The following is a 19,225-nucleotide window of genomic DNA, read 5'->3' as shown; positions in this document are numbered from 1 at the left end:
CCTTTACGGGTTGTCCTTGCCTGCGCCGGGCGGCGGCAGGCCGCTTCGTCATCCGAACCACCCGCCGAACAGTGGGGTTGGTGTGAGGCCAGTCGGAGCTTTTACGTACCCGGATTCCTCCAGGTGCGATGGCCGCCTCTCGTGAAGCTGAGACAACCATAGCGCATGGCGCTGAGAGGCGGGAAGCGCGCGCGGAGGGCGTCAGCGCCAGCCGGCAGCGGGCGCTACGTGCCGCACCAGGTTCTCCAGCAACCGGGCGTTATATTCCACTCCCAGCTGGTTGGGCACCGTGACCAGCAGGGTGTCCGCCGTCTGAACCGCGGCATCGGCGGCCAGCTGGGCGGCAATTACGTCCGGCTCCCCGATGTAGCTCTTTCCGAAGCGGGCCAGTCCGCCGTCCAGCCGGCCCACCTGGTCGCGTCCCTCCGCCTGGGCGCGCAGGCCGAAGTAGCGCCGGTCGTCGTCGGACACCAGCGGAATAATGCTGCGACTAACCGAGACCCGGCCGGTGCCTTCATGGCCGGCGTCGGCCCAGGCCTTGCGGAACACCTCGATCTGCTCGGCCTGGAGCTGGTCAAAGGGTATCCCGGTGTCCTCCGTCAGCAGGGTGGAACTCATCAGGTTCATGCCCTGCTCACCGGTCCACTTGGCCGTGGCCCGTGTGCCGGACCCCCACCAGATCCGGTTCCCGAGACCTGGAGACTGCGGCTCGATGGCGAGTGTTCCCGAACTGCCGGTCATCATGGGATCCGCAGTGGCCAGCCCGGCACCGGAAACAGCTGCACGGAACACCAGGGTGTGCTTGCGTGCCTCGTCAGCGTCCGTGCTGCCCTCGGTCGGAACATAGCCGAACGCTTCGTACCCGCGCAGGGCCGGCTCGGGTGAACCGCGGCTGAGGCCAAGCTGCAGCCTGCCGCCGCTAATCAGATCCGCTGCGGCGGCCTCTTCAGCCATGTAGAGCGGATTTTCATACCGCATGTCGATCACGGCCGTGCCCAGCTCAATCCGGCTGGTCCGCGCGGCCATGGCGGAGAGCAGGGGGAAGGGCGCGGCGAACTGCGGCGCAAAGTGATGGACGCGCAGGTAGGCACCGTCCACCCCGAGTTCTTCCGCCGCCACCGCCAGGTCTATGGTCTGCAGCAGGGCGTCCCGGGCGGTCCGGACAAGGGAACCCTGCACATCGCGGTAATGTCCAAAGGACAGGAAACCGATCTTCTTCATGTTCAGTCACAGCACCGGTTTCCCAGGAGATATTCCCCGCTTCCGATTCTTCGGCGCCGGGGGCGGAAAGGCGAAAAGCATGCACCTGACCATGGTCCCCGGCATCGGCGGTTCCAATGACGAGCACTGGCAAAGCCGGTGGCAGGCCGGTGCCTCGGACATGTCCCGGATTTCGCCGTCGTCGTGGGATGACCCCAATCTGGAGAACTGGATGGATGCGCTCGACGACACCGCCGGCTCCCGGCACGGTGACACCATTCTGGTGGCGCACAGCCTGGGCTGCCTGGCCTCCGCGGAGTGGCTGCTGCGCAATCCCCGCGGCGCCCGGGGCGTGCTGCTGGTGGCACCGCCGGATCCGGCTGAGCCGGCGTTCCCTGACAGTGCCGGCTCCTTCCGTGACCCGCGGCTGCAGCCGCTGCCCGTGCCCGGGCTGCTGATCGCCAGCGAAAATGATCCGTACTGCACACTTCCGGGAGCACGGTTGCTGGCTGGGGCCTGGGGTATTCCGGTGATCGATGCCGGACCGCTCACCCACATCAACGACGAAAGCGGTATTGGCGGCTGGCGGCAGGGCCGGGACCTGCTCACCGCGTTCGCCGCCGGGCTGGGCGCGGACGTTCCCCTCGGAGCGGAACTGGGGTAAGAATGGGCGCATGGAACTTCCGGTAATGCCGCCCGTGGCCCCCATGCTGGCCAAAGCCGTGACCATCCTGCCACGGGGGGAGTACTCCTACGAGCCCAAATGGGACGGGTTCCGGTCCATTATTTTCCGGGACGGCGACGAGCTGGAGATCGGCAGCCGCAACGAAAAGCCGATGACCCGCTACTTTCCGGAACTTATCGAAGCACTGAAGGCCAATCTGCCGCAGCGCTGTGTAGTGGACGGCGAAATCATCCTGATCAGCGCCTCCGGAGAGCGGCTGGACTTTGAAGGTCTCCAGCAGCGCATCCACCCCGCAGCCAGCCGGGTGAAGCTGCTGGCCGAGCAGACTCCGGCGGCCTTCGCAGCTTTTGATCTGCTGGCGCTGGAGGACACCAGCTACCTGGACCGGCCGTACTCCGAGCGCCGCAGCGCACTGGAATCCGCCCTTGCCGAGGCCGCCGCTCCGGTCTATCTGACGGCCCGCACCACCGATCCCGACACCGCGCAGCGCTGGTTCGGAGAGTTTGAGGGCGCCGGGCTGGACGGCATCGTGGCCAAACCCCTGGCGGAGGTCTATGAGCCCGGCAAACGCACCATGGCCAAGTACAAACACATACGCACCGCGGACTGCGTGCTGGCCGGATACCGGGTACACAAGTCGGGGCCCGACGCCGTCGGCTCACTGCTGCTGGGCCTTTACAACGACGACGGCGACCTCACCAACGTGGGAGTGGCCGGTGCCTTCAGTATGGCCCGGCGCCGTGAATTGTTCTCTGAGTTGCAGCCGCTGGTCTCGGATGCTGCGGACCACCCCTGGACGGCGGAGAAGCAGACCACCGGAACGCGCACGCCCCGGAATTCCGAGGGGAGCCGCTGGAGCGGAGACAAGGACCTGTCCTTTGTGCCGCTGCGTCCCGAGCGGGTGGTGGAGGTCAAGTACGACCATATGGAGGGAGAACGGTTCCGGCACACCGCACAGTTTTTGCGCTGGCGCCCGGACCGGACCCCTGACTCCTGCACCTACAGTCAGCTGGAGGAACCCGTGCAGTTTGACCTGACGGAAGTGCTGACGGTTCCTGCCGGGGCATAGCTTCCTCCCGGAGCCCGGCGGGTCAACCTGTCAGCCACGCCCGCGGCAGTGCCCGCGGCCGCCCTGGCCCAGCCGCTCCACGTCCACCGCTGCGGTAATGGCGGCGAAGTACCCCTCGCTGTAGCCCGTGGCAGTGGGGTGCAGTTGGAAAGGATCGCCAATGTTCAGAATCCAGGGGTCCGGCGAGCCGATGCCGTGGCCCGCGAAGGCTGCGGTCACATCCACGAAGGTGCCGTCTCCCACTTGCCCCGCGACGACGGCGTTCAGCGCATCGGTTCCGGCGTTGAACAGGGTCTGGGCCTCCACGCTGAGAAGTCCAGGGGTACTGGCCTCGAACAGGTGCGGGTAGCCGGCCACCACCAGTTCCGCGCGCGGTGCCGCGTCCCGGATTTCAGTGAAGCTGGCCTGGAGCTGGGGAACGACGGCGGTCTCCGCGAATGCCTGGGCCGCGGCTAGGGCGGGGGCGCAGGTGTTGGGTATCACGGCTCCGGCGCAGGCCTCCACCACCGACCCGAACTGCACGTCGTTGCCGCTGATGGTGACGGTGACCAGGTCGGTCTGCTCATTGAGCAGGTCCGCTGCCACGGCTGTGGAGATCTGTTCGGGCAGGTCTACCGGCCCCGCGGGCGGAGCCGGTTCGGTGGTCAGCGCCGTGGCGCCGGCGCAGGCCGGATAGCTGTCCAGTTCCACACGGGGAAGAGCATCCAGCAGGGTCGGGTAGCCCTCGGCCGTGCGGCCGCAGGTATCCAGCACCGCTCCGCCGCCGTAACCGGAGGCGTAGGAATCTCCGAAGGCCACGTAATCCACCGTCTTGGCGTGACCTTTCCCGTGTCCGCTCCCGTGGCCCTTTCCATGCCCATGTCCCTTTCCATGTCCACGCCCGCCGCCGTTGTCCCGGCTGCCGGCGGTGCTGCTGCCCGGTCGGGCATCAGAGCTGGACCCGGCCTGGTGCCCGGCGTCGGCTGCTGCAGCCGGACCGGCCCCCACAGCGCCGGACAGCGCCACCGTGAGACCCAGTGCCAGCGCGGCCACCAGCCCGGTGCGCCTCAGCCCGGCGCGCCCCAGCCCCCCGGTGCGTGCGCGGGTTCGCGCTGATGCCGCGGACGCTGCAGTGCCCGGTGGGCAGGTGTTCGGGACTTCTGGCTCGCTCATGGTCGCTCCTTTGCGGATCCGGATGATGTGCGCTCCAAAGTAGCCCCGCAGGGCACCGGCAAACACCGTGGGCAGGCTTACCTGAGGCGGAACGGGTAGATTTCCGGTTGCGACGCCGTCATAGTGTGCTGCTTCACATCCTCCTGTAGGCTAATTCCTATTACCGAACGTCCGGTCAGTTATCTTTCGGTGTCCGCTCCATAGTGACCCGCTCCGCCGGACGCCTCCACGGACGGGGCCGGGCCGCCGGTTTCCTCAACGCTTCGAAAGGGCCAGTCAACGATGACCTCCACAGCCATAGACGTCCGGATAGTTCCCAGCTACGTCCGGGATTCCTGGTGGACGCCGGACCGCTCCGGGTTCACCGCCGCTGGCCCCGCGGAAGTCCGGGACGCCAGCACAGGAGAGACGCTCGCACTGGTCAGCACGGCCGGGCTGGACCTGGCTGCCGCCGTCGAGCACGGACGCACCGTGGGCCGGAAGGGGCTGCAGGAACTCACGTTCCACCAGCGGGCCCTGAAGCTCAAGGAACTGGCCACCTACCTCAACGCCCACCGGGATGAACTCTACGAGGTGTCCGCCCGCAGCGGCGCCACCCGCACGGATTCGCTGGTGGACATCGATGGCGGCATCGGCGTGCTGTTCACCTTCGGTTCCAAAGGCCGGCGCGAGCTGCCCAACTCCACCGTGCTGGTGGACGGGCCCGCAGAGCCGCTGTCCCGGGACGGCTCCTTCGTTGGCGAGCACATCTTCACCTCGCTGCCGGGCGTGGCGGTGCAGATCAATGCCTTCAACTTCCCCGTCTGGGGCATGCTGGAAAAGCTCGCCCCGGCCTTCATTGCCGGCGTGCCCAGCATCGTCAAGCCCGCCACACCCACCGGCTACCTGGCTGCGGACGCAGTGAAGCTGATCATCGACTCCGGCATCCTGCCCGCCGGCTCCCTGCAGCTGATCTCCGGTTCCGCCCGGGACCTGCTCGATCACCTGGATTACCGCGACTACGTGTCCTTCACCGGCTCCGCCTCTACTGCCAAGCTGCTGAAGTCCCATCCGAACGTGGCTGAGGGCGGAGTCCGCTTCACCAGCGAAACCGACTCGCTGAACGCCGCCATCCTCGGCCGTGACGGTGTTCCCGGCACTCCGGAGTTCGATGCCTTCATCAAATCGCTGGTCACCGAAATCACGGTCAAGGCCGGCCAGAAATGCACCAGCATCCGCCGAGCCATTGTTCCCGCGGATCTGGTGGACGACGTCGTTGCCGCCGCCGGCCGGCGCATCGAACAGCGCGTGGTGCTGGGCGATCCCCGCGCCGATGGCGTCACCATGGGGGCCCTGGCCTCCACCGAACAGCTAGAGGGAGTGCGCTCCTCCGTCCATGCCCTGCTCGATGCCGGGGCTGCCCTGGCCTACGGCTCGCTGGACGCTCCGGAAGTCCTCCGGGCGGACGGCACCCGCGGCGTCGCCGAAGACGGAGCGTTCATGGCTCCCCTGCTGCTGACCTGGGCGGACGCCGAGGCCGACGCGCTGCACTCCGTGGAAGCCTTCGGCCCCGTGGCGTCGGTGATCGGATACGACGACGCCGCGGACGCCGTGCGCCTGGCGGCCCGGGGCGGCGGTTCGCTGGTGGCCACAGTCTGCACCAATGATCCGGCGACCGCCCGGGAGCTGACCCTGGGTATTGCCGCACATCACGGCCGGGTACTCATCCTGAACCGCGAGGACGCCCGCAGCTCCACGGGCCACGGCTCGCCCGTGCCGCATCTGGTCCACGGCGGCCCCGGCCGCGCCGGCGGTGGCGAGGAGCTGGGCGGAATGCGCTCGGTGCTGCACCATATGCAGCGCACCGCCGTGCAGGGATCCCCGAACATGCTGACCGCACTTACAGGCCTCTGGCACACCGGCGCGGACCGGAACTTTGACGCCACCCATCCCTTCCGCAAGGATCTCTCGGCGCTGAAGATCGGCGATTCCGTCCGCTCCGGGCTGCGCGAGGTGACGCTGGAGGACATCACCGCGTTTGCCAACAGCACCGGTGACACGTTCTATGCGCACACCAATCAGGCTGCCGCTGAGGCCAATCCGTTCTTCCCCGGCATTGTGGCGCACGGCTACCTGCTGCTGTCCTGGGGTGCGGGCCTGTTCGTGGATCCGGCGCCCGGACCCGTGCTGGCCAACTACGGGCTGGAGAACCTGCGCTTCATCACGCCGGTGGCCGCCGGGGATTCCATCCGGGTCACGCTCACCGCCAAGAAGATCACGCCCCGGGAAACCGACGAATACGGCGAGGTCGCCTGGGATGCGCTTCTGACCAATCAGAACGACGACGTCGTGGCCACCTACGACGTCCTGACTCTGGTGGAGAAGAACCGCAGCACGGACTAATCCGGGCCGGAAGGCGCGGCCGGCGCATAGGTTCCCACTGTTTGAGCGCTCCTGGGGCTGGCGGGACCTCAGGAGGCAACAGGCGTCACAGAGAGTGGGAACCAGTGCTCACAGCCGCCGCGGCATGAAAGCAAAGACCGGGTCAGGACCGCGTCAGGGCAGGGTCAGGACCGCGAGTGCAACCCGTCAAACATGATGGAGATGACGTCGTCGGCCAGCTGGTCCGGGGAGATGGGACCCCCTGGCTTGTACCACTCCACAATTGAGTTGATCGTGCCGAACAGCAGGCGCGTGGTGGTGCGCGGATCAATGTCACTGCGCAGCGATCCCTCGCTGCGGGCGGCATCCACCAAAGTGGCCACCCGGTGGTCGAACTCGCGCCGCCGGGCCAGGGCGTCCCGTTCAATTTCGGTATTGCCGCGCAGGCGCAGCAGCAGCGTCACGAACGGCAGACGTTCGGTGAGGACCTTAATGGTGCCGCGCAGCACAAACTCCAGCTGTGCATCGGCTGCTCCGCTGGAGGCCCGGGCGTCATCAAGGACGGCTTCCAGCCCGCCGAGCGCGTTCTCCAGAGCCAGGCGCAGCAAGTCACCCTTGGACGGCACATGATGGTAGATCGCGGACTTCGTGATACCGAGGTTCTCGGCGAGGATACCCATGGACGTCGCCTCGTAGCCGTGCTTATTAAAGACGTCTACGGCGATGGCCAGGACGGACTGCTGGTCGTATCCGGGCCGGCCCCGGCGGTTGGCAGCTGAGGCTGCCCCGGCTGCGGCGGTTGGCGTTGAAGGCATGGGTCCTATTTTCTCACGAACGTTCGGCAGGTAAGGCCAGACCGGGCAGACCGGGCTAGCCCAGCCTGCCCGGCCTGGCCGGAGGAGCCTGAATCAGCTCTGAAGCAGTCCGGCGTCCTTGACGCGCAGGTCATAGATCCGGCGGAGCTTGCCGCTGGAGCGGGCCAGCGTCCCCGGCTCGGCTACCTGGACGGTGCAGGAGGAGCCCACATGGACCTTGATCTGGGTCCGCAGTTCCGCGGCCGCCGTGAGGCAGTCGGCGGCTGAGGAGTCCTCGCGCCGCTCGATCTTGACCGTGAGTTCGTCCATCCGGTCCGGGCGGGTGATTTCCAGCTGGAAGTGCGGGCTCAGGGCCGGAATGCGCAGCGCGATTTCCTCGATCTGGCTGGGAAAGAGGTTCACGCCGCGCAGGATGATCATGTCATCGCTGCGACCGGTGATCCGGCCCATCCGGCGCATGCCCGGACGTGCGGTTCCGGGCAGCAGCCGGGTCAGGTCATGGGTGCGGTACCGGATGATCGGCAGCGCTTCCTTGGTCAGCGAGGTAAAGACGAGTTCGCCCGGTTCGCCGTCGCCAAGCACCTTGGTCTCATCGAACGGATCGATGATTTCCGGGCGGAAGTGGTCTTCCCAGATGTGCGTGCCGTCCTTGGACTCCACGCATTCCCCCGCCACTCCCGGACCCATGACCTCGGAGAGCCCATAGATGTCGCAGGCGTCCAGATCCATGGCAACTTCAAGTTCATGGCGCATTTCCTCGGTCCACGGCTCTGCACCCAGGACGGCGTTTTTCAGCGAGGTGGAGCGCGGATCAATGCCGGCGGCGCGCATGGCGTCGGCAATGGTCAGCAGATAGGTGGGCGTGCACAGGATGGTGTCCGGCTCAAAATCCTGGATCAGCTGGATCTGGCGTTCGGTTTGTCCGCCGGACATGGGGATCACCGTGCAGCCGAGCTTCTCAGCACCGGCATGAGCACCCAGACCGCCAGTGAAGAGCCCGTAACCGTAGGCGTTGTGCACCTTGTAGCCGGGTTTTACGCCGGAGGCACGCAGGGAGCGCGCCACGAGGGTGCTCCAGCGGTCCAAGTCACCGGCAGTGTAGCCAACAACGGTGGGCCGCCCCGTGGTGCCGGAGGAGGCATGAATTCGCGCCACCTGGTTCTGCGGCACGGCGAACATGCCAAAGGGGTAGGTCTGGCGCAGGTCTTCCTTGGTGGTGTATGGAAATTTGGCCAGATCGCTGAGTTCCTTGAGATCCTCCGGGCGGACGCCGGCGTCGTCGAACTTCTTGGTGTACAGCGGCACGCGCTCGTAGGCGTACTTCACGGTGTGCTGCAGCCGGGTCAGCTGCAGGGCTTCGATCTCGTCGCGGCTCATCCGCTCCTCGGGATCGAGTGACGCCTGATCTGCCGCGGTGGACTTGAGGAGTGCGGGGGAGGAAGTCATGGAATGCCCTTTGCATTGGAACGTCGTTGTCAAAGAAAAAGCCGGTCAGCTGCGGGACCGGAAGGCGGGATTCGGAACAGTGCGGGACCGGCCGCGGAACTCCGCCACAACCCGGGTGTCGCCGTCCGGCCCGGAGGCGGTGATCTCGACGTCGTAGAGCCCGCTTCGCCCGGACGACGCGCGCTGCCCGGCGATGGCGCGCAGGGTTTCACCGGGACGTGCGGAGGAAATGAAGTTGATGTCCGCACCGGACGCGACGGTGATCGTTTCCATCTCCGCCAGGCTCGCTGCCGCAGGGTTGCAGGCCAACGCGAAGGCCGTGTCGGCGAAGGCGAAGACCATTCCTCCGTGAGCGATGCTGAAGCCGTTGAGCATTTCGGGGCGGAGCACCATGCTGCAGACGGCCTCGCCGGGGGCAAGATGCTCCACCACGAGTCCCAGCCAGCGGGCTGTCGAATCGTGCTCCAGGATGGAATGATCCAGCCCGTTTTCCTGCGCCTGGGCGGTGACGCCGGTGTCAGCCATGGGACCCTCTCGTTTAGTTACCGAATGTTCATTAGGTAATCCTGTGAGGGGTCTCACTGTCAAGCGCGCGGTGGAAGTGTGTCACATCCGTGCGGGGCTCTTTGTGCAGCGGCGGGACAGAGCACCACACCGTGGCGTACGTTGAGGAGGTGGATGCGTGTGAGGCTGCGGCCAATGCTGGGGGAACTGTTCCGATGCTCCGGGGTTACCGTGCTTCCTGAGTGGCTGGATCCGCAGGTTTTCCTGGCGGACCCGGCATGGGGTCCCTGGGTAGTGCTGTTGGTCTGCGCCATTGTCTTTGCCGAAACCGGACTCCTGGTGGGATTTTTCCTGCCCGGCGATTCGCTGCTGTTCACGGCGGGGCTGCTGGTGGCCACCGGCACCGTGGACGTCAATGTTTGGGTGCTGGGACTGCTGATCTCCAGCGCTGCCTTTGCGGGTGACCAGCTGGGCTATTGGATTGGCCGCAAGGCCGGCCCCACGGTGTTCTCGCGTCCTGATTCGCGGATCTTCCGGCGGGAAAACGTGGAGCGTGCCGAGCAGTTCTTTGCCCGGCACGGCGGCAAGGCCGTCATCCTGGCCCGGTTTGTGGGGGTGGTGCGGACCTTCACGCCGGTGGTGGCCGGGATCGGACGGATGCCCTACCGCGTGTACGTCTTTTATGACGCCATCGGCGCCCTGCTCTGGGGGACCGGACTCACTGTTCTCGGCTACGTCCTGGGCAACCGGGTGCCGTTCGTCCGCGATCATTTGGACCTGCTGGTCGTAGCGGTGGTCCTACTGACCTTCGCGACCGTGGGCCTGGGCCTGCTCCGCCAGAGGCGCCAAACCGACGTTGGCCCGGAGGACGGGCCGCAGGTGCCGGAGAAGCCGGAGTCTGCATCCGACGTGGACGCACATGCCGGCTCGGAAACTCATGCCGACTCGGAAACGTATGCAAGCTCGGATGCGGAGACGGATTCTGAGACAGGGAATCAGGCAGACGCGGAAACTCACGCTGACCCTTCCGCGGCCGCGGAGACTCAATCGGAGGCGAATCCGAAGGCCGATGGCGCTCATGAAAAATCGTCGGAGGACGCTGAGAAGGATCCTGCCCGGTTCGACCCAGTCACCCCGGAGCCGCCGGCTGCCCGCCGGGTACCTCCGCGCCGCGCGCCCGACCGTCCGGCAGCCGCCCGACAGCCGGAGAGGCGGCTGTCCCCGCCCAGACGGCCGCCGCTGCCTCCTACTTCCCCGCTGCTGCCGCTCAAGAAACCAGCACCGGAAACGGGAGACGGCTTGCTGTAGTGCGGTCCTGCGGTCCTGCGGTCCTGCGGTGCTTCGGTACTGCAGTGCTGCGGGCCTCCGGGGTGGAACTGAGTGTGCAGATCCGGCGGCCCGGCGCACTGCGTCCGCTGTCCTGTGGGCACATATGGTGACCTGGCCCCGCCTGCACCCGCCAGAGCTGCACACTCCTTGCGGCGTCCGGCAGCCGAACCCACCAGAGCTGCACACTTGAGGTTGGTGGGACATCGGCGTCCTTAGTGCAGATGACGACTAGGGATCTCCAGGTGCCTCCGGCCGCTCCTCAGCCCCGCCCCGCTCCTCAGCTCCGCCCCCCGGCTTCAGCCGATGCTAGTTGCTGCCTGTTTCGGATGTGATCGGCTCAACCGCGCCAAGGGCATCCAGCACAAAGGCGTAGTCCCAGGCCCGGTCCTTCCATGCCTCGTACCGGCCCGAAGCTCCGCCGTGTCCGCCGTCCATCTCGATCTTCATCACGATCGGCTCGGAGCCGGTGGTCACCTCGCGCAGCTTCGCCACCCACTTGGCCGGCTCCACGTACAGCACCCGGGTGTCGTTGAAGGACGTGACCGCGGCAATCCGCGGATAGTCCACCGCGCGGATGTTCTCGTACGGGGAGTATTCCTTCATGTACCGGTACACCTCGGGATCGGTGATGGGGTTGCCCCATTCCTCCCACTCCAGGGCCGAGAGCGGAAGCTCCGGATCAAGGATGGTGGTCAGGGCGTCCACAAAGGGAACCTGCGCCACAATAGCCTTGTATTTTTCCGGCGCCAGGTTGGCCACGGCGCCCATCAGCAGTCCGCCGGCCGAGCCGCCCATGGCCGCAATCCGGGACGGATCCACCCAGCCGGAGGACGCCATGTAATCCGTGGCGTCCACGAAGTCGGTGAAGGTGTTCTTCTTATTCAGCTTCTTGCCCTGGTCATACCAAGTGCGCCCCATTTCGCCGCCGCCGCGGATATGCGCGACAACAAAGATGACGCCGCGGTCCAGCAGGGACAGCCGGGCCACGCTGAAGGCCGGGTCCATGCTGATTTCGTAGCTGCCGTAGGCGTAGACCAGGGCGGGGTTGGTTCCGTCCTGCTTCACCTCGGCCCGGCGGAGCACTGACAGCGGAATCTGCGCGCCGTCGGCTGCGGTAGCCCAGGCCCGCTCCGCCACATACTCGGCCGGGTTGTAACCGCCCTTGACCGGGGTTTCCTTGCGCAGTTCCAGCTCACCGGTGGCCAGCACGTAGTCGTAGACGCGCGGCGGGGTCAGGTAGGAGGTGTAGCTGAGCCGGATGATGGGGGAATCGTATTCGGCGTTGGCCAGATTGGCCGTGTAGAGCTCCTCGTCGAAGGCCGGCTCCACTGGATCGCCCTGGACCTCGGTGCCCAGGCCCTCCAGCGGCAGGATCTGCACTCGTTCGGTGGTGTCCTTGCGGACCGAAACGATGACGTGCGTCTTGGTGACGGCCGCGCCGTTGACGCGGACGGCGTCGTCGTGCGCCACCACAGTGTTCCAGTGCTGCTCGGCCAGCGGAAGCGCAAAGTCTTCCTCCGCCACGAGGGAGAGCATGGAGTTCAGGGCATCCTTGTTGTGAGTGATCAGGTAATGGCGTGTCCCGGCTAGGGTGACGGGCTCGGCCTCGTAGAGGATGCGCTCGCTGCGCGGGATCAGGGTCCGCACCTCGCCGGCGGGATCCTCGAAGTCCAGGACCCGGTACTCGGAGTATTCGGAATTGCTGATGCCGATCAGCAGCTGCTTCCGGTCCGCCGAGAGGTCAAAGCCGGTCCACATGGCGACGTCGTCCTCCTGGTAGATGACGACGTCGTCGCTCACCGGGGTGCCGAGCGTGTGGGCCTTGATCTGGTAGGGGCGCCAGGAATCATCGACGACGGTGTAAAAGACGCGGGCGCCGTCGGGGGAGAACGCAAGGGAGTAGAACACATTGGAAACCACGTCCGGCAACAGTTCACCGGTGCGCAGGTCCTTGATCCGCAGGGTGAACCGCTCGTCGCCGGCGTTGTCCTCGGAGTAGGCCAGCAGGTTCCCGTCCTCCGTCACAGCCAGGCCGCCCAGGGAAAAGAACGGCTTGCCCTCGGCCTCGGCGTTGCCGTCAATCAGAATCTGCTCGCCCGGCACCGGAACACCGGGCTCGACGACGGGCGGTGTCCAGTCCGCGTCCAGGTCGCCGGTGTCCTGCGCCGCGGTGCGGCAGTGGATGGAGTACTGCTGGCCCTCTTCGGCGCGGGAGTAGTACCACCAGCCCTTTTTGCGGGCGGGAACCGACAGGTCGGTTTCCTCGGTGCGGTTCTTGATCTCGTCGAAGATCTCCTGCCGCAGCTTCTCCTGGTGCGCCGTGACCTCTTCCATGTAGGCGTTTTCAGCCTTCAGGTGCGCCACGACGTCGGGGTTTTCCTTCTCCCGCAGCCACTCGTAGTCGTCAACGAAGGTATCTCCGTGGTGGACGCGTTCGGTGGGAACCTTTTGAGCAACGGGAGGAGTGGAAGAAGTAGTCATTCCCCGAATATATCGACACGGCTGCGGGGGACGAAGAGGGCCGCAGGGTTTATGCTCGCGGCTTACCGGTCCGCCGCGCCCGCACAGCGTCAGGGCCGCCGTATTCGGGCAGCAGTATCAGGACCGCAGTAAGAACCAGGCCGAAATGGCGGCGGCAGCCAGGAACAGCATCCAGTTGCCGAGCACTGTTAGCAGGGTGGTGCCGAAGGACTGCTGAGGCAGGTCGGCCATCGGCTCCAGGATGGGGTCCGGGGCCGATCCCTTCCGAAACTGTCCCCAGAGCGAGGTGGACAGCAGGATTAGACCGCCAATCAGGGCGGTGGTTACCGCGGGAAGCGTGAAGAGCACTGTGTCCCTGGCGAACACCCCGATCAGGACCTGAAGGGTGAAGACCGCCATGAACCCGCACACCGGACGCCAGAATGGTCCGCGGACAAAGAGGCCCAGCAGCAGGGGAGCGCAGGCGGCAAGGGCCAGCCCGGTCAGCACAATGAGCAGGCCGGGAAGAGTGACCCGGACACTGGCGCCCGTGGAACTGACTGCTGCCGCCACCGCAAAGAACCCCAGCAGTCCCAGACAGGTGGGAACCAGCAGGGCCGCCATGGCGGACCGCGGCTCCCGGCTCCGGGGTAGATCCAGGCTCTCGGCATAGGCCCGGGGCGGACCGAAGACCTCGGCCGGGGTGCCGCCGGAATCGGCCAGGAACTCCTTGGCTGCGGCTACTGCATCCCCGATGACGTCCCCGGGGACGTCCTGCAGCCGCAGTTCCACCACAAAGTCGTCAAACCAGCGCCTGGTGGCCTTGTCGGGTCGGGCAGCCCCGTCCGGATCCCGGGTATTGCGGCCGTCACGGGTTTCCATGGGTGCCCCCTTCAGAGCTGTCCTTATCCGGTCTGTCATGATCAGGTTCCCGGTGCTCCAGGAAGGCCTCAACCGTGCCGGCGAACCGTGCCCACAGCTCGCGCTGCCCGGCCAGTTCCCGACTCCCATCGGCGGTGAGGGAGAAGTACTTCCGCCCGGGTCCGCCGTCGCCGGCGCGCCACGAGGCGGTCACCCAGCCGGCGGCCTCAAAGCGGGTCAGCAGCGGATAGAGCGTTCCGCCCTTGACGGCACCGAAGCCCTGCTCCTCCAGGCGGGAGGCGATGGCGTAACCGTAGGTGGCGCCGCCGTCGAGCGCTTTGAGTACGCACAGGCCAAGCGTTGCCCGCATCCAGTCGCTGGGCCAGGAAACGTTCTGCACAGCTAGATACTGTCATTAACTAGATGGGCTGTCTATATAGTATGCCGGTGTTGACGTGGCATCCGTCACGCCTATATCCTGACCGAACGGTCGGTAATCATTCTTGCGCTTTCGCATCCGGCTCCCTTTCGCACAGTGAGGTGACAGTCATGTCGTTGCATACCGAGGCTTCCCCCGGCCTGCAGGCCGTTCCGGCCGCCAACGCCGAGCCGGACGCGTCCGTGGACGCCGGACCCGAGGCGTATTTTGAACAGCTCCTGGCCGACGATTCGCGGATTGAACCGCGGGACTGGATGCCCGAGGCCTACCGCAAGACCCTGGTCCGCCAGATTTCCCAGCACGCGCACTCCGAGATCATCGGCATGCAGCCCGAAGCAAACTGGATCACCCGCGCCCCCTCACTCAAACGCAAGGCTATTCTGATGGCCAAGGTGCAGGATGAGGCAGGACACGGCCTCTACCTCTACTCCGCCGCGGAGACGCTGGGGACCCCGCGCGAGAAAATGACCGAGGACCTGATTGCCGGCAAGGCCCGGTACTCCAGCATCTTCAACTACCCCACGCTCAGCTGGGCGGACATGGGTGCGATCGGCTGGCTCGTTGACGGCGCCGCCATCTGCAACCAGGTGCCGCTCTGCCGCGCCTCCTACGGCCCCTACGGCCGGGCGATGGTGCGCGTTTGCAAGGAAGAGTCCTTCCATCAGCGGCAGGGATTCGAAATCCTGCTGGAACTGGCCAACGGCACCGACGTGCAGCGCGACATGGCACAGGACGCCATCAACCGCTGGTACGCCCCGTCGCTGATGATGTTCGGCCCGCCGGATGATGATTCACCGAACTCCAAGCAGTCCATGGCCTGGAACATCAAGCGCTTCTCCAACGACGAACTGCGTTCGCGGTTTGTCGGCATGATCGTGGAGCAGGTCAAGGTCCTGGGCCTGACCCTGCCGGATGACAATATCCGCTACAACGAGGACACCTTGCAGTGGGAGCATTCGCCGCTGGACTGGAACGAGTTTAAGGAAGTCCTGGCCGGCCGCGGACCCTGCAACGCGCAGCGGCTCGCCCGTCGCCGGGAATCACATGAAGACGGCGCCTGGGTGCGCGAAGCAGCGGCCGCCTATGCGGCCAAACAGGCGGCACAGGCACAACAGACAGAGGTGGCTTGATCATGGTTTCCGGTTCCACAACGGGCGACGACGGCGCCAAGCCCGTGGGCACGCAGACTCCCGCGGAGCCGGGGACGGCGGCCGGCGCCGCAGCCCTCAGCTCCGCCTGGCCGCTGTGGGAGGTGTTTGTCCGGTCCTCCCGCGGGCTCTCCCACGTGCACGCCGGATCGCTGCACGCCCCGGACGCGGCCATGGCCGTCCGCAACGCCCGCGATCTGTACACCCGGCGCAACGAGGGCGTCTCGCTTTGGGTGGTGCCGGCGTCGGCCATTATTGCCTCCGACCCCGATGCCAAGGGTCAGTTCTTTGAATCCCCGCAGGGCAAGGACTACCGGCACGCCACGTACTACACCAAGTCCGAAGGAGTGAAGCACCTGTGAGCTCGGACAGCGCCACCCGCATCACGCCCGGCAACGCCCTGCGCCCGGAGGACATTGCCGCCGCGGGCATCAAGGCGCCCGCCGACGTCGCCGAATATGCCCTGCGCCTCGGGGACGATTCCCTGATCCTGGCCCAGCGCCTCGGCTGGTGGATTTCCCGCGCCCCGGAGCTGGAGGAGGACGTGGCGCTGGGCAACATCGGGCTGGACCTGCTGGGGCATGCCCGGTCCTTCCTGACCTACGCCGGATCCGCCAGCGGCAGGACCGAGGACGACCTGGCTTACTGGCGCCGCGAGGGTGAATTCCGTTCGGCGCACCTGTTTGAACAGCCCAACGGCGACTTTGGCCGGACCATCGCCCGCCAGCTGGTGGTGTCCTTCTACTCCTTTGAGCTGTACTCCGCGCTGATGTCCTCCACCGATCCGACCCTGGCTGCGATTGCCGCCAAGGCCGTCAAGGAAGTCGACTACCACCGCGACCACAGTGCCCAGTGGATCCTGCGCCTGGCCGGCGGCACCGAGGAATCCCGCCGCCGCATCTCACGCGCGCTGGAACTGACGTGGCCGTATGTGGGCGAGCTGTTCGAGGACGACGACCTGGCCGTCGCGCTGGCCGGAACCGGAGCGGCAGTGCTGCCGTCCGCTCTCCGCGTTGGGTTCGACGCCGGTGTGGGCGCCGTGCTGCGCGAAGCCGGCCTTGAGGTGCCTGCGGTTGCCGCCGCACCCGGCGGCGGACGCCGCGGGGTGCACAGCGAACATCTGGGCTACCTGCTGGCCGAAATGCAGGTCCTGGCCCGCGAGCATCCCGGCGCCAGCTGGTAGGCGGCCATGACTGAGACTGAGGCTGAAACCGGAGGCGGGGTCGCAACGCTCCGGCCCTCCGATCCCGCGGCCGCCCGTGCCTGGGACATCGCGGCCACGGTCTGCGACCCCGAGATCCCGGTGCTGACCATCGAGGATCTGGGCGTGCTCCGCGCCGTTGAACCAACCGGACCGAAGACCGTTACCGTCACCATCACGCCCACCTACTCCGGCTGCCCGGCCATGGACGCCATCCGCCAGGACGTTACCGCGGCGCTGAACGCGGCAGGCTATGAGCAGGTGCGCGTGGACCTGGTCCTGGCTCCGGCGTGGACCACGGACTGGATGAGCGAGTCCGGCAAGGAGAAGCTCAACACCTACGGCATCGCGCCGCCCACCGGCAAAGCCGCCGCAGGCCCGGTCCGGCTGGGCCTGAGCGTGAAGTGCCCGCAGTGCTCCTCCCTGAATACCCGTGAACTGACCCGTTTCGGCTCCACCTCCTGCAAGGCGCTCTACGTCTGCCAGGACTGCCGCGAACCCTTCGACTACTTCAAGGTGCTCTAACCCATGACAACCTCCGTTCCCGCGCCGGCCTCCGCAGCGGACGCAGCCGCGCCGTCGTCGGGCTCCGTACCGTCCCGCCGAACCACTTTCCACCCGCTCACCGTGGCCGAGGTGCGCCGGCTTACCGACGACGCCATTGAAGTGACCTTCGCGGTTCCCGAGGCACTGTCCGGTTCCTACGATTACCTGCCGGGGCAGTATGTGGCCCTGCGCACTACCATGGACGGCGCGGAAATCCGCCGTAGCTACTCCATCTGCGCCGAGCCGCAGCCCGGCGAAATCCGGGTGGCGATCAAGCGGGACCTGGGCGGCCGGTTCTCCACCTGGGCCAACGAATCCCTCAAGGCCGGCGACGTGCTGGACGTAATGAGCCCGGCCGGCGGCTTCATTTCCAAGCATCCGATGAACGGGTTGAACCACCCCGAAGACCTGGAGGTCACCGGTGAGGACGTGTTTGTGGCGGTGGCCGCCGGATCGGGCATCACCCCGGTGATCGCCATTGCCCGCACCGTGCTGGCAGCGTCGCAGACCACGCGCTTTGACCTGGTCTACGCCAACAAGGCGGCCATGGACGTCATGTTCCTGGAGGAACTGGCGGATCTGAAGGATAAATATCCGGCCCGGTTTGCCCTGCACCATGTGCTCTCCCGTGAACAGCGCATCTCGCCCCTGCTCTCCGGGCGGATCGACGCCGAGAAGCTTGCCACGCTGATCGACTCGGTGCTCCCGACGCAGCAGGTGGACGAATGGTTCCTCTGCGGTCCCTTTGACCTGGTGCAGATGTGCCGCGATGCCCTGGCCGAGCGCGGCGTGGAGGCGGACAAAATCCGGTTCGAGCTGTTCAGCACCGGCCAGCCCGGGAAACCGGAGGGATCGGCGGGCCGTCCCGTCGTCGTCGAACCCGGCGGCGACAATTACTCCATCACCTTCCGACTGGACGGGCTGCAGGGCAAGGTGGCCAGCCCCACCCATGCCCGCGAATCCATCCTCAACGCCGCACTGCGCGTCCGCCCGGATGTGCCGTTCGCGTGCGCCGGCGGCGTTTGCGGCACCTGCCGTGCCAAGCTGGTCACCGGCACCGTGGAGATGGAGGAGAACTACGCCCTGGAACCGGACGAGCTGGAAAAGGGCTACGTCCTGACCTGCCAGAGCCGCCCCACGAGCCCCGATGTCACCGTCGACTACGACGCCTAGTTTTTCGAAGGAACGGAACACCCTGTGATTGAACTGAGCATCAACGACGGCGTCGCCGAAGTTGTCCTGAACGCGCCGAAGAAGCTGAATGCGTTGAACGAGGATGCGCTGGCGGAGCTTTCGCAGGCGTACGACGACGCCGCGGCCGCCGGGGTGCGGGCCCTCCTTCTGCGCGGGGAGGGTAGGGCGTTCTGCGCCGGGCGCGACATTTCCGCCGTCGACCCCGCCAATGACGACGCCTATGCCTATCTGGGCGACCTGGTGACTCCCTTACTGAAGAAGATGGCGGCCTTCCCGGCTCCCACCTTCGCCGCGGCGCAGGGTGCCTGCCTCGGTGTCGGGCTCGGCCTGCTGGTGGCCACCGACGTCGTCTACGTGGCGGAGGATGCCAAGATCGGATCGCCGTTCGCGAACCTTGGCGCAACCCTGGATTCCGGCGGGCACTGGCTGTTCACCGAACGCCTCGGCGCGCACCGGACCCTGGACCTGATTTATACGGCGGACCTGATGAGCGGGTCTGAAGCCGTGGCGGCTGGCCTGTTCAGCCGTGCGTTCCCGGCCGAGGAACTGCTGGGCCGCACCCGGGAGATTGTTGCGCAGGTGGCCGCCGGCGCCACCGGAGCATTCCGGGCCTCGAAGTCGCTGGTGGCGCAGATCCGTGATTCAAGGGTGGGGCTGTGGACCGCCATGGAGGCCGAGAACACCGCTCAGGGGAAACTCTGCCGAACGAAGGACTACGCCGAAGGCTTCTCCGCATTCATCGACAAGCGCAAGCCCGTTTTTCAGGGGTAGCACTAGGGGCAGCCTGCGGAACCATGATGCAGGGTCGCCGGTCC

Annotated in this window: 18 protein-coding genes and 1 riboswitch; of the genes, 10 read left to right on the top strand and 8 right to left on the bottom strand. The window is 66.4% G+C overall.

Annotated elements, in window-relative coordinates; genetic code table 11:
- Window positions 1-7: 7 nt before the first annotated feature.
- Window positions 8-147, bottom strand: a riboswitch (SAM riboswitch).
- A gap of 54 nt (window positions 148-201) precedes the next feature.
- Window positions 202-1,221: an LLM class flavin-dependent oxidoreductase gene (locus ABIB35_RS01675; protein WP_354178320.1), complete on the bottom strand. Its 1,020-nt coding sequence runs from the start codon at window positions 1,219-1,221 to the stop codon at window positions 202-204.
- A gap of 79 nt (window positions 1,222-1,300) precedes the next feature.
- On the opposite strand from ABIB35_RS01675, the gene ABIB35_RS01670 reads away from it, so the two are divergent.
- Both ABIB35_RS01670 and ABIB35_RS01665 read left to right on the top strand, forming a co-directional pair.
- On the top strand, window positions 1,301-1,864 hold the full coding sequence (locus ABIB35_RS01670) for an RBBP9/YdeN family alpha/beta hydrolase (RefSeq protein WP_354178319.1): 564 nt from the start codon (window positions 1,301-1,303) through the stop codon (window positions 1,862-1,864).
- Window positions 1,865-1,874: 10 nt separating this feature from the next.
- On the top strand, window positions 1,875-2,954 hold the full coding sequence (locus ABIB35_RS01665; RefSeq protein ID WP_354178318.1) for an ATP-dependent DNA ligase: 1,080 nt from the start codon (window positions 1,875-1,877) through the stop codon (window positions 2,952-2,954).
- Between the two features lie 30 nt (window positions 2,955-2,984).
- Here ABIB35_RS01665 and ABIB35_RS01660 read toward each other — a convergent pair whose 3' ends face one another.
- Complete coding sequence (locus ABIB35_RS01660) at window positions 2,985-4,106, bottom strand: SGNH/GDSL hydrolase family protein (RefSeq protein WP_354178317.1); 1,122 nt, start codon at window positions 4,104-4,106, stop codon at window positions 2,985-2,987.
- Window positions 4,107-4,388: 282 nt separating this feature from the next.
- On the opposite strand from ABIB35_RS01660, the gene paaZ reads away from it, so the two are divergent.
- Complete coding sequence (paaZ, locus tag ABIB35_RS01655) at window positions 4,389-6,488, top strand: phenylacetic acid degradation bifunctional protein PaaZ (protein WP_354178316.1); 2,100 nt, start codon at window positions 4,389-4,391, stop codon at window positions 6,486-6,488.
- A gap of 164 nt (window positions 6,489-6,652) precedes the next feature.
- On the opposite strand, the gene ABIB35_RS01650 is transcribed toward paaZ, so the two are convergent.
- From ABIB35_RS01650 to ABIB35_RS01640, 3 genes are all read right to left on the bottom strand, one after another.
- Window positions 6,653-7,282 (bottom strand): TetR/AcrR family transcriptional regulator, encoded by a 630-nt coding sequence (locus tag ABIB35_RS01650; protein WP_354178315.1) that lies wholly within the window; start codon window positions 7,280-7,282, stop codon window positions 6,653-6,655.
- A 93-nt stretch (window positions 7,283-7,375) separates the two neighbouring features.
- The gene (paaK, locus tag ABIB35_RS01645; protein WP_354178314.1) at window positions 7,376-8,728 is read right to left on the bottom strand and encodes a phenylacetate--CoA ligase PaaK; all 1,353 of its coding nucleotides are present in this window, start codon (window positions 8,726-8,728) and stop codon (window positions 7,376-7,378) included.
- Between the two features lie 45 nt (window positions 8,729-8,773).
- Window positions 8,774-9,253, bottom strand: a complete 480-nt coding sequence (locus ABIB35_RS01640; RefSeq protein WP_354178313.1) for a hotdog fold thioesterase — start codon at window positions 9,251-9,253, stop codon at window positions 8,774-8,776.
- Window positions 9,254-9,406: 153 nt separating this feature from the next.
- Between ABIB35_RS01640 and ABIB35_RS01635 the strand changes: the two genes are divergently transcribed.
- Window positions 9,407-10,540, top strand: coding sequence for a DedA family protein (locus ABIB35_RS01635; RefSeq protein ID WP_354178311.1), 1,134 nt, complete (start codon window positions 9,407-9,409; stop codon window positions 10,538-10,540).
- Window positions 10,541-10,867: 327 nt separating this feature from the next.
- Here ABIB35_RS01635 and ABIB35_RS01630 read toward each other — a convergent pair whose 3' ends face one another.
- The 3 genes from ABIB35_RS01630 to ABIB35_RS01620 form a co-directional block, all read right to left on the bottom strand.
- Window positions 10,868-13,042, bottom strand: coding sequence for a S9 family peptidase (locus tag ABIB35_RS01630; RefSeq protein WP_354178310.1), 2,175 nt, complete (start codon window positions 13,040-13,042; stop codon window positions 10,868-10,870).
- A gap of 117 nt (window positions 13,043-13,159) precedes the next feature.
- On the bottom strand, window positions 13,160-13,903 hold the full coding sequence (locus ABIB35_RS01625; RefSeq protein WP_354178309.1) for a hypothetical protein: 744 nt from the start codon (window positions 13,901-13,903) through the stop codon (window positions 13,160-13,162).
- A complete protein-coding gene (locus ABIB35_RS01620; RefSeq protein WP_502915697.1) occupies window positions 13,890-14,282 on the bottom strand; it encodes a PadR family transcriptional regulator in 393 nt (130 codons plus the stop codon). The genes ABIB35_RS01625 and ABIB35_RS01620 overlap by 14 nt, the downstream gene beginning before the upstream one ends.
- Before the next feature lie 149 nt (window positions 14,283-14,431).
- Between ABIB35_RS01620 and paaA the strand changes: the two genes are divergently transcribed.
- From paaA to ABIB35_RS01590, 6 genes are read left to right on the top strand one after another with little or no spacing between them, the layout of a single operon-like run.
- Complete coding sequence (gene paaA, locus ABIB35_RS01615; RefSeq protein ID WP_354178308.1) at window positions 14,432-15,451, top strand: 1,2-phenylacetyl-CoA epoxidase subunit PaaA; 1,020 nt, start codon at window positions 14,432-14,434, stop codon at window positions 15,449-15,451.
- A 2-nt stretch (window positions 15,452-15,453) separates the two neighbouring features.
- A complete protein-coding gene (gene paaB / locus ABIB35_RS01610; protein ID WP_354178306.1) occupies window positions 15,454-15,831 on the top strand; it encodes a 1,2-phenylacetyl-CoA epoxidase subunit PaaB in 378 nt (125 codons plus the stop codon).
- Window positions 15,828-16,652, top strand: a complete 825-nt coding sequence (gene paaC / locus ABIB35_RS01605; protein WP_354178305.1) for a 1,2-phenylacetyl-CoA epoxidase subunit PaaC — start codon at window positions 15,828-15,830, stop codon at window positions 16,650-16,652. Before paaB ends, paaC begins: the two co-directional genes overlap by 4 nt.
- A gap of 6 nt (window positions 16,653-16,658) precedes the next feature.
- Entirely contained in the window at window positions 16,659-17,195 is a 537-nt protein-coding gene (gene paaD / locus ABIB35_RS01600) for a 1,2-phenylacetyl-CoA epoxidase subunit PaaD (RefSeq protein WP_354178304.1), read from the top strand.
- Window positions 17,196-17,198: 3 nt separating this feature from the next.
- Entirely contained in the window at window positions 17,199-18,389 is a 1,191-nt protein-coding gene (paaE, locus tag ABIB35_RS01595; RefSeq protein ID WP_354178303.1) for a 1,2-phenylacetyl-CoA epoxidase subunit PaaE, read from the top strand.
- Window positions 18,390-18,413: 24 nt separating this feature from the next.
- Window positions 18,414-19,181 carry an enoyl-CoA hydratase/isomerase family protein gene (locus ABIB35_RS01590; RefSeq protein WP_354178302.1) on the top strand — a complete coding sequence of 256 codons (768 nt, stop codon included), beginning with the start codon at window positions 18,414-18,416 and terminating at the stop codon, window positions 19,179-19,181.
- Window positions 19,182-19,225 lie beyond the last annotated feature (44 nt).

The sequence above is a fragment of the Arthrobacter sp. UYP6 genome (assembly GCF_040547315.1).
GTDB lineage: Bacteria > Actinomycetota > Actinomycetes > Actinomycetales > Micrococcaceae > Arthrobacter_B.
Note: the sequence above shows the minus strand (reverse complement) of the source record. Positions and strands in the feature narration are given on the sequence as shown.

Bases quoted from the DNA above. Each gene is read 5' to 3' on its own strand.
- ABIB35_RS01675 (WP_354178320.1), bottom strand. From the start codon at position 1,221: ATGAAGAAGATCGGTTTCCTGTCCTTTGGACATTACCGCGATGTGCAG.
- ABIB35_RS01670 (WP_354178319.1), top strand. From the start codon at position 1,301: ATGCACCTGACCATGGTCCCCGGCATCGGCGGTTCCAATGACGAGCAC.
- ABIB35_RS01665 (WP_354178318.1), top strand. From the start codon at position 1,875: ATGGAACTTCCGGTAATGCCGCCCGTGGCCCCCATGCTGGCCAAAGCC.
- ABIB35_RS01660 (WP_354178317.1), bottom strand. From the start codon at position 4,106: ATGAGCGAGCCAGAAGTCCCGAACACCTGCCCACCGGGCACTGCAGCG.
- paaZ (WP_354178316.1), top strand. From the start codon at position 4,389: ATGACCTCCACAGCCATAGACGTCCGGATAGTTCCCAGCTACGTCCGG.
- ABIB35_RS01650 (WP_354178315.1), bottom strand. From the start codon at position 7,282: ATGCCTTCAACGCCAACCGCCGCAGCCGGGGCAGCCTCAGCTGCCAAC.
- paaK (WP_354178314.1), bottom strand. From the start codon at position 8,728: ATGACTTCCTCCCCCGCACTCCTCAAGTCCACCGCGGCAGATCAGGCG.
- ABIB35_RS01640 (WP_354178313.1), bottom strand. From the start codon at position 9,253: ATGGCTGACACCGGCGTCACCGCCCAGGCGCAGGAAAACGGGCTGGAT.
- ABIB35_RS01635 (WP_354178311.1), top strand. From the start codon at position 9,407: ATGCGTGTGAGGCTGCGGCCAATGCTGGGGGAACTGTTCCGATGCTCC.
- ABIB35_RS01630 (WP_354178310.1), bottom strand. From the start codon at position 13,042: ATGACTACTTCTTCCACTCCTCCCGTTGCTCAAAAGGTTCCCACCGAA.
- ABIB35_RS01625 (WP_354178309.1), bottom strand. From the start codon at position 13,903: ATGGAAACCCGTGACGGCCGCAATACCCGGGATCCGGACGGGGCTGCC.
- paaA (WP_354178308.1), top strand. From the start codon at position 14,432: ATGTCGTTGCATACCGAGGCTTCCCCCGGCCTGCAGGCCGTTCCGGCC.
- paaB (WP_354178306.1), top strand. From the start codon at position 15,454: ATGGTTTCCGGTTCCACAACGGGCGACGACGGCGCCAAGCCCGTGGGC.
- paaD (WP_354178304.1), top strand. From the start codon at position 16,659: ATGACTGAGACTGAGGCTGAAACCGGAGGCGGGGTCGCAACGCTCCGG.
- paaE (WP_354178303.1), top strand. From the start codon at position 17,199: ATGACAACCTCCGTTCCCGCGCCGGCCTCCGCAGCGGACGCAGCCGCG.